The organism is Telmatobacter bradus (assembly GCF_048629425.1).
In the GTDB taxonomy this organism is placed as follows: Bacteria; Acidobacteriota; Terriglobia; order Terriglobales; family Acidobacteriaceae; genus Telmatobacter; species Telmatobacter bradus.
This window is the reverse complement of sequence record NZ_CP184532.1, coordinates 189005-203266: the sequence shown is the minus strand read 5'-3', so window position 1 is coordinate 203266 and position 14262 is coordinate 189005. Positions and strand designations below refer to the sequence as shown.

At 54.1% G+C, this 14262-nt stretch carries 13 protein-coding genes; all 13 read right to left on the bottom strand.

Annotated features, from left to right (window positions below; all coding sequences use genetic code 11):
* Positions 1-2: 2 nt before the first annotated feature.
* On the bottom strand, positions 3-860 hold the full coding sequence (locus ACOBR2_RS00850) for a hypothetical protein (RefSeq protein ID WP_420238190.1): 858 nt from the start codon (positions 858-860) through the stop codon (positions 3-5).
* The gene (locus ACOBR2_RS00845) at positions 847-4563 is read right to left on the bottom strand and encodes a hypothetical protein (protein WP_420238189.1); all 3717 of its coding nucleotides are present in this window, start codon (positions 4561-4563) and stop codon (positions 847-849) included. The genes ACOBR2_RS00850 and ACOBR2_RS00845 overlap by 14 nt, the downstream gene beginning before the upstream one ends.
* Positions 4564-4646: 83 nt before the next feature.
* A complete protein-coding gene (locus tag ACOBR2_RS00840) occupies positions 4647-5087 on the bottom strand; it encodes a GPW/gp25 family protein (protein ID WP_420238188.1) in 441 nt (146 codons plus the stop codon).
* A gap of 8 nt (positions 5088-5095) precedes the next feature.
* The gene (locus ACOBR2_RS00835) at positions 5096-5410 is read right to left on the bottom strand and encodes a PAAR domain-containing protein (RefSeq protein ID WP_420238187.1); all 315 of its coding nucleotides are present in this window, start codon (positions 5408-5410) and stop codon (positions 5096-5098) included.
* Positions 5411-5430: 20 nt separating this feature from the next.
* A complete protein-coding gene (gene vgrG / locus ACOBR2_RS00830; RefSeq protein ID WP_420238186.1) occupies positions 5431-7221 on the bottom strand; it encodes a type VI secretion system tip protein VgrG in 1791 nt (596 codons plus the stop codon).
* A 4-nt stretch (positions 7222-7225) separates the two neighbouring features.
* Complete coding sequence (locus ACOBR2_RS00825; RefSeq protein WP_420238185.1) at positions 7226-7936, bottom strand: hypothetical protein; 711 nt, start codon at positions 7934-7936, stop codon at positions 7226-7228.
* Entirely contained in the window at positions 7937-8104 is a 168-nt protein-coding gene (locus ACOBR2_RS00820; protein WP_420238184.1) for a DUF5908 family protein, read from the bottom strand.
* Between the two features lies 1 nt (position 8105).
* The gene (locus ACOBR2_RS00815; protein WP_420238183.1) at positions 8106-8582 is read right to left on the bottom strand and encodes a phage tail protein; all 477 of its coding nucleotides are present in this window, start codon (positions 8580-8582) and stop codon (positions 8106-8108) included.
* Positions 8583-8781: 199 nt separating this feature from the next.
* A complete protein-coding gene (queD, locus tag ACOBR2_RS00810; RefSeq protein WP_420238182.1) occupies positions 8782-9159 on the bottom strand; it encodes a 6-carboxytetrahydropterin synthase QueD in 378 nt (125 codons plus the stop codon).
* A 147-nt stretch (positions 9160-9306) separates the two neighbouring features.
* On the bottom strand, positions 9307-9930 hold the full coding sequence (pncA, locus tag ACOBR2_RS00805; protein ID WP_420238181.1) for a bifunctional nicotinamidase/pyrazinamidase: 624 nt from the start codon (positions 9928-9930) through the stop codon (positions 9307-9309).
* A 115-nt stretch (positions 9931-10045) separates the two neighbouring features.
* Entirely contained in the window at positions 10046-11761 is a 1716-nt protein-coding gene (locus tag ACOBR2_RS00800) for a HAMP domain-containing methyl-accepting chemotaxis protein (RefSeq protein ID WP_420238180.1), read from the bottom strand.
* A gap of 200 nt (positions 11762-11961) precedes the next feature.
* Positions 11962-12183, bottom strand: coding sequence for a hypothetical protein (locus ACOBR2_RS00795; RefSeq protein WP_420238179.1), 222 nt, complete (start codon positions 12181-12183; stop codon positions 11962-11964).
* 5 nt (positions 12184-12188) lie between these two features.
* Complete coding sequence (locus tag ACOBR2_RS00790) at positions 12189-13877, bottom strand: methyl-accepting chemotaxis protein (protein ID WP_420238178.1); 1689 nt, start codon at positions 13875-13877, stop codon at positions 12189-12191.
* Between the last annotated feature and the right edge of the window lie 385 nt (positions 13878-14262).

The window sequence follows — 14262 nt, the reverse complement described above, 5'->3', positions numbered from 1 at the left end:
GGCTATGTCTTGTTACCTCCCGAATCTGTTTGCGAGTGTTCCATGGACCAATCTGGCCAGAGTTCGGTAACCGAAAATTGAACGTTGATTTCATCGCCGTAACTGGTCAGGGTTTTCAGTTCAAGCTGATAAGCGTGGGAAAGCTCGGCGTCGGCTTTGACCCAGCGAAGTTTCATGCGATCTGCACGCGACAGATACCAGGCATGTGTACAGCGGATCTTCTTTTTCTGATTGAGAAAATTGAAGAACCATCCCGTGGGATTGTACGTATTCATGGCTATGGCGTGCAGAAAGGCATAGCGTCCTTTCTTCTTGCCGGAGAGTCCGACACCGGCGATGATTTCGAGTGCGTGGCAACCATCGAGTTTCGGCGTAACGGCGTACCACTCTCCATCGGCGGGAACCACGCCGGAGCGTCCGAAGCGGCCTGTCGAGCGTATCGTGCCATTCACATCAAGGTCGAAGGCCGGACTGGTCGACTTGATGCCTACCCTGCCTCCTTCGGTCAGAGTAAGCAGTGGATTCTCAGCATTCTGATCTGGGTCAAGCGCATCCTGTGCCGAGCTGGAAGCTTCCTCTTCCGTCTGCCCAGCAATTTGGACAAAGTTCAAATTGCCGGATTGAAGTTCACATGTGATCGACCAATCGGGCTGGTCCTCCTGCTGCGCATCGCGAAAAAAGCTCAGCAGGCGGGATTGCTCGCCTACGAGGGAGATCTCGATGCCGTTGGCTGCAGATCTGGAAAAGCCGTCCTCCATGATATTGAGCGTGGAGTCCACCAGATCCTCGAAATGAGACTGCGTAGGCAGTGCACCAAGAGCAAAATAGTTTTTGAGGGTTTTCCGGTTACGTCTGGCCATCGTCCCTTCTGATTACCACAAAAGTGTTACCGATAACGAGTTTGCCGATTCCAGTAACTACTGGAGGGAGTTCCGTGTCATTTACAGCACCGGTTGCTTCAATGATGTTCGTTGCGTTCGGTATCGCAATACTCCATGGATAGAGCGGTGAAACTCTCTGTAAATCCTTGCGGCACCCCATGCTGTCCACTCCGGATTGCACGCTACCAAGATCAGGTCGGGCCGTGTCATCGAGACGGTACAGGCCTTTCTCATCCTGTGTCAAGTGCAGCATGGAGAATTGAGTTACGCTGCTGACATAGTGCAATTTGCGAATAAATGCTTCCACCTCGTCCTTTTGAAAACTCCATCCGAAACGAGGTGTAGGTCCTGCCTTGCTCCAAGGAGAAATGTACTCCATGAGCGTCTGATTCAGGTTGTCCAACCAGACGCCACGCTGACGCATCGCTTCAGGCTTGAGGCGCACGATGCCCCGGATCAGGACGCGCTCATATGCGGGATTGCGCACTTCAATGCTGACCTGGGGCGAGGAACAGAGGCGTAGATAATCGCGTATTCGTTTGAGCGTGATGACGTCGAGCAGTGGATCGAAGATAGGCGAAAGGCATCCCTGAGGTTGACGAGGCACGACCACTACGAGCACCGAACCGGGTTGCGGCAGCATTCCTGTTTTCGAAGTCATGGCGGGAAAGCACTTCACTTTGAAGACTTCGGGAAAGGCATCCAGAACCAGCCTCTCGTAGTCCCATGGTGTGACCGCGCGCACTTTGTGGCGCAGGCGTTCGGCAGAGCGTGTCCTTTGCTGGAGAGCAGTTTCGCGTTCCTGCCCGCCGCTGGAAGGACGCAGTTGCACTACAGAACGAAGACCTGGAATGGAATTGACCGGGCCCTTGATCGAACCTGGCGGCAGCGCCGTGGGCAGAACTACCGGAGCTTGATCGGTGAGCTTGCGAGTGACGGTAAGAGCTTGCGCGCGCACCGTATACAAACTGCAGAAAGAGGTAAATTTGCGGTGAGCCGAAGCCCGAAGCCAGTACAGATTCGAAGGCATTACGGTATTGTTGCGATCGATATCAGCAGGCAAATCCAGAGTCACGATCCCGGAGGTCAGGAATCCGTCGGTAGTGTCAGAGAGGATGCGAGTGGCATCGAGTAGCTGCCACTTATCAGAGGTGAGATAAAACCAGTAGACCGGTTCCTGTGCGGTAGCAAGGGTGCTGGCTGAATCCTCGCGCAGGTAGAACAGCAAAGTCAGTACTCCGCATCGATCGGAGGCGGAAAAACCGATGAGGAGATTGCCGTCGAAGTCGATCCTGGGAAGAAACGACCATGCTTTGTTTCTGGCTACCGCTTCGACGCCGAAAGGATGGATCAGAAAAGCCTTCTCGGCAAATAGGCTCGTTTCGTTTCCAGTGCTTAAACTGATGTTGGCGATTGCCGTGTAGCTGAAAGAGATCCGGTTGATGAGGGGTGTATAGGGAGGAGGAGGAAGAGAGCGGGCAGCGCGTTTAAAGCGCGAAGCACGCGCATTTTCGGTAAGTGTGGTGGTCAACAGAAGAGGATAATCGCGGTGGCCGAAGGCGCACTCCGGGCCAGCCAGATCGATGCGAAAAAATCCACCACGTGCTTTCTGATCGTAGCGATACTGTTCTTCCGTCAGCGTCAGATCAATATGCTTAAACCAGTGCAGGATGTTCATCTTCAGATGCCGTGTGGCTGATACGCTTTGTCCGTTGGAACCGTAAAAAAGGCGGACAACAGCCTCGTTCTCCTCTTGCGAAGGAGACCAGCGTCCATCGCGCAGCACTGAGAGGCGTCCCACAAAAGCGTCGTTCTCATAGCCCTTGCCATAAGTCCGGTAATATTCACCGAACCCCTCCGGCGCATATGGAAGATCGCCCCATTCGATATTGACACTGAGATAGGTCAGGCTCATGCGAGCGCAATCGTAATTGCCGAAGATCATATAGGAATTGGTATTCGGCAGTGGGCCGAAGGGCATGAATGGCTTGGATGGGTCGAGCTGCCCGAATTGATTCCAGGCAACCATGCGCGAGGCATCGGAAACCTTGGACTCAATGTCAATCTCTTCTACGTTCAGGTCCTGAAAAAGCGAATAGCCATAGATGGTGGCCTGTGGATTCAAGCAAAAACGCAAGACCGGCAAATTGGTAGCGAAGCTATTGCCATGAATCTGCGGACTGCAGGGGCAGAGCGCCGGAGCATCGGCACCCAGTGTGATTTGAAAGACAAGCTGGTACAAATGATCTGGCAAGGAAGTGGACGGAATAGATACGCCATAACTCTTGATCGCATACCAACCGGAGGCAGTAGTAACAGCAATGTTAAAGCAGGTCCCTACTACGGAGTTGAAGATGTACTTGGGATCTAAACCCTGTCCAAGAAGGTCTTTGCTGGTAAAGCCGAGCTTCGCGGCCTGCTGGGCAAATGCCTTTTTCTCGTCCCGGGTAGCGTGCGTATATCCGAGGATGAGGTGGCGAAATCTTTGCCCGAAGGTAGGTGATTTGATGTTCGCTTCGCCGACAGGCAGACGGAACGAAACAGTCAACTCGATCTTACGGTCACCCTCTCTCAACAGGAGTGCCGAACTGGCAACCGCAAAACCGATGGATGCTTCGCTGCCAAGGCTCATGTTAGTGCCAGGACGATCGGCTCCGAAGACAGGCCACGATTGCGTGGGCACGTCGCTTTCAGCGGGTGCTGCAGAAAGAATTTCGGCGGTGCGCAAGCCATTTACATAATCCAGTTCGACCTCGGGAGAAATCTGCGGATCGCGCGGGCAATGCAGGGTGCGTACGCTTTGCACCAATGCATCCGTTACCTGCAGGGCAGCATCGGACTGGTAGATCAGATCGACTGCGCCTCCCGCCTTTCCCGCGCTGAATGTAGTTCCTTCCGGCACCAGTAGCGAAGATCGTGAGGCATCCAGTTTCAAGACAAGAAACGCGCTGTCAGGAACCTGCGCCTTGGCGGTCATATGCAGAACATCACTGTAATAAAAATCGCGATGCCGCGCAGTGAACGTATTGATCTTCTCTTGAGTTTTTCCTAGCAGGCGGGCAAAGGCGAGGAAAAGTGCCAGCGCCGGATTATGATTGCCCCCTTTAAGATTGAGTGCAAGTTGGCTGGCGGTGATCGGCTTCAGATACGAGATAGCGCTGACCAGAGAATATAGCCCAACGCGCAAAACAGCTTCAGCGTCTGCGGAATTAGAAGCTGGATGGCGGCCCGTCAGCATAAGCCCCCACATTGGATCAAAAACAGAGAAGGGATTGCTCTTCGCTGGGGAGGACGCTATCATCCGCTCGGTTACCGGCAAATAGACGGCAACCTGTTGAATTGCAGATTTGAGCTTTTGTTCAATGACGACTCGGATCTGGCGGCTGAGCACATGGGCAGACTCGTCTTCGCCTTGGAGCAGGCGCTGGTACCAGTGATCAATGCGCAGACTGAAGCGAAGCAGATAATTGGCGGCGGCGGGCGGACTCTGCAAATAAGGAAGAAACTCGGCTTCCATACGCGCCGAGTCCGTGGTGAGAATCTCTGCCATGACGACGGCTTCATCGTGGGCAAACAGATCCCTCCAACTTTCCTCGGCAATATTCTGGGCGTTGAAGTAGCGTATGGACTTGGAAAATTCAGCGGCCTGCACCACAAGATCTTCAAACGAGCGCTCATCCACGTCGAAGTAGTGATCGCCGAGAGCCGGAGCCTGGCGACCGTCTTGCGCCGTTCCATCCGTGATTTCCGAAAACTCACGCTGTCTCATGGCATGTCCGAAGGAAGCGGCAGTGCTAGATCCGCATTCGAAGCTTCACGAAAGTAGAACGGATAAACCATGTTACTGCGCGAATTCGTACTGCGCACGGTATAACGAATGTCGATGTCGACAATACCTTCTGCTCTATCTCTAACTACAACCTGGATGCCGTTCAGTGTTATCCGCGGCTCGAAAAACAGAATTGCCCGCTCTACCAGATCCTTCACTTCGGTCAGCATTCCCTCAGAGATCGAGCTGAAAACCCGGGTACGAAGGCCACAGCCAAAGGATGGATTCATGACGCGTTCTCCGGGCGCAGTGGACAGAAGAATACGCAGACTCTCGCGAATGTCTTCGTCAGCGGAAGCCATGCGGACCCTCTTTCCGTACGTGCCAAACTCCAGAGGAAATCCCCAGCCGGTACCCAGAAACGAGCGATCTCTCATTGAGCTTCTCAACCTCCGATTAGCACCGTAAAGCATCCAAGAACGATGCTTCCCCCGTGAGCGGTTGTATCTCCGATGCGCACGGCTGGTTTTCCGCCAATCATCACGGTTGCCGAGCCCATGGCAGTTGCATCGGGAGGGCCAACACAAACGCAACTGTCTCCGACCACCGAAGCAGGCAGGCTGCCGATCAGCACCGTAGGCACTCCAGGCCCAACCACCGGACCGCCTACATGAGGCACGGGAGGTAATCCCGGTGTCACCATCGGGCAAACATGCATGTCGGTAATTCTGGCTGCGGGAGGAATAGGCTTAACTCCCATGTGACTATCCGAAAACGCGGTCAGTTTATCATGACCAGCGCGCCTTTTACAGTTGTTTGTCCAGACGCGGATAATTCCGCCGTGGCGCTTCCCTTGGCAGTAAATCCAACCTGCGCGGTGTTTGTTACATTCAGACCAGTAACTTTCACGTCCGACTGTGCAGTGATTGATATCTCACTGGTTGCGGACAAGGTAATCTTGCCCGTTGCATTCAGCACAATGTCCTTGGGGCTATCCAGCAGGATGCCGCTTGGACTCAGCTCGACCTTGTTATTATTCTGATCCTGAAGCAGAATCGACTTCCCATCGTCACTCACAACAATCTGATTATTGGCAGGCGTAATGACGGTTACTACTTTTTTGTCCTCATCAAAGATAAGACGCAGTTTACTCCGCGTGACAATCGCCTTGGTGTTATTTTCTGCTGTCAAATCATAGGGAGGCGTCCGGCTGCTGCTATATAAACTGCCCAGAATAACAGGACTGGATGGGTCGTCGTTCAGATAGCCAAGAACGACCTCGTCGCCGATCTCTGGAAGGAAAAAATCCCCCGCCGTATTCGAGGCATAAAAGTTCGAAAGCCTGGCCCAGACGCCATCTGTATCCGCCTCCAGAATTGGAATCGAAACTTGAATGCGCATCTCACCCGCCGGGTCCGCATCCAGCTTTTTCACCACCCCCAGGTGCAGACCATGGATTCCAGGCAACAACCCCGAGGCGGGTGGGGCAAGCAGGTCGCGCTGCTCCGCGAACCATTGCGGGGGCAAGCCAAACTCAACTTCCGTGCCCCAGTTGCCGTCTGCAATGGTATGCTGCACCGAGCAAGCAAAAACGTCTCCACTGAAGCGATTTCCTACGCCATTCACTTTAATCAAAGTGCCGATTGTAGCTGTGGCACTGCCTTGAAACTTCATTCGGCCGCGTATGCGAGCCAGACCTGCCTTCAACTGTTGACCGTCTGCCCATGCTTTCACTTCGCTCTGCACCATACCGGCAGGCGTCTGCAGACGAAAGGTATCCGGACTGGCAACCTTCGATAAATCGGCGGGAGTTAGATCGCCCTGTGCATTCAAGGTTTGCGGTGCTGCAGTCTGTTCCACGATGGCTTGGCTGGAGGGATCCCAGGAAACAGCCTTGACGGAAGTCAGTTGCGTTCGGCTATCAATCTCAGCCTGAAAGCTGAATAAGTCTTTACCGTAATCCACGTTTAGTCGCGCGGTACCGCTGGTTTGTGGAACCTGCACCGTAATCTTCTTCTGGCCGGGCAGAACAATCATGCCATTGACTTCGGCGCGAGAAACAAGAAAGTCCCAGTCGGTGCAATAGTACTGTACCAATTCCTTGTGCGTGATTTCAGTGGATGTTACATCCGCGGTAAGTCCCGAATAATTACCGATAAGTTTGCTGAAGATGTCGCTATCCAGCATGTCCACATAATTGACATTCTTGCGACCTATCGTCATTTTCACGGACAGATCGCGACACTCCACAACCAAACGGGAATCATTATCGCCGGTGATGCGCAGGCCGTGACGTATAACGATCCCGATAAAAATCGTTTCGAGTTTTCCCCCATAACCTGCCTCGATGGTAATTTCCGCGCCCGGCTTGAAGGCATCTCCATCGCTGGCCGGAAACGTCTGGTTAGCCATATCCCCATCCAGAATGGCGATTTCAGCCAGGGGGATTTTGTTGATTGCATAATTCACGGCAATAGAGATGACGTGAATTGTATCGCTCAGCGCAGCACCATTACTGGTGATGCAAAACTGAAGCAGAGATCCGGAATCGACAGTAGGAGATGAGGACATAGGTTTACATGAGTGGCGGAAAATAAAGCACAGTGCCTGGGGTCAGAGAACGAAAACTGGTCAGGTTGTTGGCCAAAGCCACAGCCAGATAATAAGAGCTGTCGCTGTAAACGCGGTAACAGAGCATGGGAAGTGTATCCCCAGCAATTACCATCACATATTGGCTCAAGTTCGATGAAGTAGACGTCCCACGAAGAGCTTCTTCCTGCGGGCTCATGGCGCCAATAAAGTCCAAATCGACCTTGGCCCGCAACGGTTCACCACTTGGCTTGAAGAGGGTGTAGTTAATCTTCATACTCTTCAGGCGGCCATAAAAAATCAGCGTCCCCCACAGCAGTTTCAACCACGGTGGTTCCGTATTGGTTCCCGAGTAAGCATAGATAATGCTGGTCAAAGATTCAATCTGATCCATCACGCTCGGCGTGACTCCACTGGCCGTAGCAGGAGGAACCGCGCCGGTCCCATCGATGACGAGTTCGTTAAAGGAGACCGTTTCCGGCTCGAATTTATTAAAGATGGAGTGCGCACCGGTGGACCCATAGCTCGCCTCTTCGGAATAGTTGATGTTGCGCTGATGCGTATATTGAGACGGGTTCATCATCACTTCAAATGTGGACCCGCTTGCATGAATGACACCTTGAGCGTCCACCGAACAAGAAGTAATGGAGAGCTTTTTACTGCCACCAGCATCGAAAAATAGCGCATCGGCCATCATTCATCGCTCCCGTTCCTGACGCATCATATCGAGCATCATCTGTCGGCATTCAGAGAGGATTTCTTTTTTCAGCCGCTCCCGTTCCTGCTTGGAAGAGAGGCTTGCTCCCTTCTCTTTCTCAACGGCAACGGATGATTTTATAGTTAACTGCCTGATCTCGATGGCCATGTTAGAAAATCCGATTCGAACATGTGTAATTCAGCGTGATGGTTTCGATTGCCACGTCATTTTTGGTGGAATTGAACTCATCCACCTCCCACTTGACCGGGTAGGCATCGGAAAAGGACCAGCAGCGCACCGCCTGCCCGTCGGCATTGAGAAGATAAACCATAACCAGAGAAGGTACGACACCAAGACTGTAGCCAGACTCGAGCGTGTACTTGCACCACAATGCCAGTGGAGAACCGATGGGCGCAATACCGCGCTTTAATTCGAGTTGCGGATGCTTCATGACCGTGGGCAAACGGTGCACAAAGCGGTTTTCTCCACCTTCCACAACTTCTTCGGTTTCCATCTCACTGCCAATGCCGTGAACCTCTTGAAAAGAGGTGTCCGTAACTCCCAAAATCGCAGTAAAGATAACCTTGAAGTAAAACGCAGGAAGTGGATATAGCGCCGACGCCGCATTGGTCGCTATTTCGCTCATTGAGTCGCCATTATACACAAATCTATTTATGGCAGCGTATAAACATTACTCATCTCTAAGCACCACCAAAGACGCCCATCCTCCACAAAAAAGGACAGGGCTCCCAGGTCCCAATCACGGGACCCGGAGCACCTGGAACAGTGCAAATTGAATTGGTATGGAGAAGCGTTCTTCAGGATGACCGGCAACCGACCCACGACTACTCGAAGTAAGTGGCCGTGGTGGTATCGGTCTCCCAGATCGTGCAATCCTTGACGCGAACACGCCCCTGGGTCATTTCCGCCAGTTGAACATTCGTCTCGCCGTAGAAGTAGCAGGCCAGGTTCTCGGCCGAGGGATTGATCTGCGTGAACGGCTCCAGATCATTGAGCATCTGGTGGTCGATGCGGTCGATGACTGGACGCATCACCTGCTTGAGCAGCTTGAAGTCCAGCAGCATTCCAGTAGCATCGAGAGTTGCGCCGGCCAAAGTGACACGGACCTTGTAGTTGTGGCCGTGCGGGTTCTCACACTTGCCGCGGTAGTTGCGCAGGTAGTGGCCGGAGCTGAATCCGGCCTCCACAGTGACTTCATACATCGTGGGCAGCTCGATTCCGTGCGGGAAGCATCCCGTTGCCTCTATTGTACCGGGAAGGGATTCGGAAGAGGCGATCCGCTGAAGACGTGACGGCTAGGGCCTGTTGACGTTCCTCAGGCGGTGGCGCCTGCGGAACGTCAACAGACCCTAGAGGTTTCCCGTGGTAAGAAGCTGTACGCCTGCCCGGGCAAACTCCGCCTCCATGGCAGCCACAGAACCGTTCAGATCAATGGCCCGGCAGCCATCGCGCAGCACGAGGACCTCAAAGCCAAGGCGGCAGGCATCCAGCGCCGAATAGCCTACGCAGTAGTCATAGGCAAGCCCGGCCAGAAAGATGCGGCATACGCCCAAATCCTGCAAATACGCACCCAGCCCCGTGGCAGTGGTGCGATCATTCTCAAAAAATGCCGAGTAGGAGTCGATCTGCGCATGCGTGCCCTTCTGCTGAATGCGGTCAATGCGTGGCAACTGGAGCGCGGCATGAAACCCGGCGCCCGTTGTGCCCTGTACGCAGTGCTCGGGCCACAGTGTTTGCGAGCCATAGGCAAGCTGGATCTGCTCGAAGGGCTGGCGGCCTGGATGCGATGTGGCAAAAGAGGCATGGCCTGCCGGATGCCAATCCTGTGTGAGCACCACATGCTCAAAGCGTGGCGCTACGCGCAGAATGGGAGCAATCACCAGATCGCCGTCCGGTACGGCCAGCGCACCGCCCGGGCAAAAATCATTCTGCACATCAATGATCAGCAAGGCATCGTGAGAGTAGGTCTGCATGAGTTTCCCCAACAGAACTATTCTCTCAGAACCATGCCACCATCCTCAGCCACAAAAAAGCAGGGAACATGCCACCTTGTTGGCTGGCCCTGCTCCCTGCTTTCTGTCTCCTGTTTTAAGCTCTATGCCCTTGGGCAAAGGCGGAACTGTGCTTTCTAGCAGCAGACGACAGCAATGCACCCTTCTGCATCTTTTCGTCCAAGTGGAATTCGCGAATGATTCCATCCAGATCGTTGGCCAAAGAGGACAGATTCTGGCAGGCCATGGCAATCTCTTCGCTGGCATTCGTGTTTTCGCCTGCCAGTTGCGAAATGTGTCCGGCCGATTCGCTGATCTCATTGGAGGCCGCCGTTTGTTCGCTGGCAGCCGTGGCAATCAGGTCGATCATGTGCTCGACTTCACGTGAGGCAGAGATGATGGCCTCCAAACTCGACTGCGCCTGTGAGGTTTCGGTCAGGCCGGTCTGTACCGTTGAGTTGCTCTGGCTCATGACTTCCGCAGTGTCGCGCGTCTCCTGCTGGATGGCGCGGATAGTACCGGCAATCTCCTCGGTTGCACCCTTGGTGCGCTCGGCCAAACGCCGCACTTCGCCAGCCACCACCGCAAAACCGCGACCATGCTCACCGGCACGGGCAGCTTCAATGGCGGCATTCAGCGCCAGCAGGTTGGTCTGCTCACTGATCTCCTGAATCACGCTCACCACCTTGCCGATCTCCTCCGAACGGCGGGCCAGCGAATCCATCTTTTCGCTTACCGAACTGGTAGCCGTGGCAATCTGCTCCATGGTGGATGAGGCGCGCTGCATCACTACGCCGCCCTCATTGGCAGTTTCCGCCGACCGGCGGCTGGCAGTGGAGGCGGTCATTGCGTTGTGACTGATCTCGCCGATGGTGGCCGTCATCTCCTGCACCGCCGCCGCAATCTGGTTGATCTTGCTGGTCTGCGTCTGGGTGTTGCCGCTGGTCTCGGTGGAGCGCACACTCAGCTCTTCAGCCGCTGAAGAAAGCGTCTCCGAGCCCTGCGCCACGGTCATCATTACCTTGCGGATAGCCGCGGCTGTCTCGTTCAGGGCATTCGCCAACCGGCCCAATTCGTCACTACCCTCGGCTTCCACAGAAATCGTCAGATCCTTGTGCGCAATCTTCTCAAGCGCTTCGGTCACATTCTCCAGTGGAGGCACAATCATCTTGGTAAGTGTATAGCCAATCCACAGGCAAACCGCGAGAACCACGATCATCAGGATGGTGGAGATTATCACCAGAATATGGCCGGACTGAATGGCGTGTGCACCATCTTCGTTCCCGTATTTCAAGTTCAATGCCATATCCGCAACAGAGGCATCCGCAGCCGCGTTATAAACCTTGCGCAGCGCTGAATCGCCTATCAGCTTTTCGGCTTCTTCCTTCTGGCCCGCATTAATCAGAGCCATGATCTTCGCGCTGCTTTCCAGGTAGGTATCCATATTGCTGCGAATGGTCTGCAGATATTCGCGTTCCCCTGGATAGCTGGCCAGAGAGTCATACTTGGCAATACTGGTCTTGTACAGATCAAGAAACTTGTCGTAGCGGCTCTTAAAGGTCTGCAGGCATTCTGCATCCTGGCAGTTGGCCGCCAGCAGTTCCGTGCGCCGGATGGCGGCAATCGAATAAGTCACCTGACCAAGCTGGCCAATCGAAGGCAGTGTGTTGCTGGCAATGTCGTTGACTTCGCCATTGACTTTGAGAATGCCCACCAGATCACCGACGCCGAGCACAAGGCAGAGCAGGCAGACGGACCCAAATGCATAAAAAAATTTCTGTGACAGTTTCACATCTTTCAGACTGTTCAGCATTGTGTTTTACCTCGGAGAGATGCCTCTTGCGGAGGAGTGAGAGAGAACAAGAATGGCAGGCAATGCAGAGGATACATGTTCATAGCGTTGCCTCCCGAAAGTTGGCCTGAGTCTATGCGGAACTCCAGGCCCAATTCCTGCCTTTTGTCTCTATTAGCTTCGGCAATCTACAGGAAAGCTAGATGACGAAATTGCCTGTTTCAGAAAACTTCCGAACCAAATTGAAACAGAACGATTCCGGCATCGGAATCAAGATTGCTCAAAAATTTGTGCACCGTCCGTCGTTTTTTCAAACACAAAAAATGCGGCACTCCACATCGCGAATGCCGCCCTACAAATGCTGCAATACATCCATGCAATCTCTGTCCTTGCCAAGCTGCAGCATCTTCAGAATCGGTGTTGACCGGCGGCGTGTTCTGCATCCACATCAGCCACGCTGAAGCTGCCTGGCTGACGCGCGGCCCTGCTTTCCCGCGTCGTCCAGATGAAACTGTTGAATGATCTGCTCCAGTTTCGAGGCCAAGGACAATAGATGCTGGCTGGACGAAGTAATCTCTTCGGCAGACTGCGTATTTTCTTCCGCCAGTTGAGAAATATGCCCAGTGCTCTCCGAGATTTCGCTCGACGCCGAACTTTGCTGCTGGGCCGCGGTGGCAATCAGATCGATCATCTGCCCCAGCTCCTGTGAAGCCGCGATGGTCGATTCCAGACTTGACTGCGCCTGGGCCGTCTCATGCAGACCACTCTGCACGGTGGCTCCACTTTCCGTCATCACGGCTGCCGTATCCAGCGTCTCCTGCTGAATGGCGCGAATGGTGCTGGCAATCTCTTCGGTTGCGCCCTTGGTGCGCTCCGCCAGACGCCTCACTTCGCCAGCCACCACCGCAAAACCGCGGCCATGTTCTCCGGCACGAGCAGCTTCAATGGCAGCATTCAGCGCCAGCAGGTTGGTCTGTTCGCTGATCTCCTGAATCACACCCACCACCTTGCCGATCTCTTCTGAGCGACGGGCCAGCGAATCCATCTTCTCGCTCACCGAGCCGGTAGCCGTGGCAATCTGCTCCATGGTGGCTGCGGCACGCTGCATTACGGCACCCCCCTGCCCGGCGGTTTCGGCCGAGTGGCGGCTGGCGTCCGAGGCTGACCCGGCATTGTTGCTGATCTCTCCGATGGTGGCCGTCATCTCCTGCACCGCCGCCGCAATCTGGTTGATCTTGTCGCTCTGCAGGCGGGTGTTGTCGCTGGTGCGCGTCGAGCGCTGGTTCAACTCTTCGGCGGCACCCGAAAGAGCATCGGCGTTTTCCCTCACGGAGTGCAAAATGGATCGCACCGAAGCCACCGTGGCATTCAATGCCGCCGAAAGCCTGCCGGTCTCATCCTCGCCATGCACCTCCACCATCACGGTCAAATCGTTCTGCGCCACAGCTTCCAGCGCAGAGGTAACCCGCTCAATGGGCGGCGCAATCAATTGCGTCAGAACCTGCCCGATCAGGAAGCAGAGCCCCACCGCCAGCACCATCACCCCCAACGCCACCCAGCGCACCATGCTATTGGCGGAGTCCAGTTGCTCCGTATCCTTGCCACTCTCTTCGGCAAAGTGCTGACCCAGCGCATCCATGCCGTTCATGGCAAGATTGAAGCTTTCCAGCAACTGCTGCTCACGTCCGCCCAGCTGAGATGGATCCTTGTGCGTCTGTGCCGCAAAGTCATTCAGGATCGCTTCGCTGCTGCTCTCATACTGAGCAAAGTTATTGGCAACCGTTTCAAACTCGCTCTGCTCGGCAGGCGTAAGCGCCAACTGCTGAAAACTGCTCTGCAGGGTCTGGAAGCTGTCATGCGCGGCCTTGCGTCGCGCAATATAGCGATCCACGCAGTTTTGGTCAGCGCACAACAGCATGGCCAGTTCCATGCGCCGTCCCGCCTGCATCTGCTGACGCATTTCTCCGCTCTGCACCAGCGCCGCTTGGGTCCGCTGGGTTAGGTCGTGCGTCAGACGATCGACCCGGTACAATCCTGTGATGGCAGCTATGCCCTGCAGCAAGCTGAGAAGACAAATCAACCCGAAAGCAAAAGTAAATTTGCGAGAGAGTTTGAGATTGCGAAGAGAATTGAACATTGTTCTAACCCCTTACGCTGTGCTCTTCCTCTTGAGGAAAGCCATAGAATCAAGATGAAAGAGACAGGTATCATGGGCGAGCGGACCCCGGATACGAGACCGACATCGCTACGGTAGTCACGACCAAGGAATACCGGAAAATAAACGGAAACCTTGTATTTGGATTGGCTGTCCATTATTTCGTCCGTTCAGCCTGAAACATGAGATTTAGTAACCCTAAGCCGTTACTACTTGTGAAGTAACCATCCGAGAGTAATGTTACTGGCTATATTAATGAAAATGCTGCATTTATAGGTTGATTTTTGACGAGCAATTCAAACAAACGCTCGTTTCTTGCCTATTCCTATCGCCTTTCATATGAGTCGATTGCAAAGAGAAAAAAATT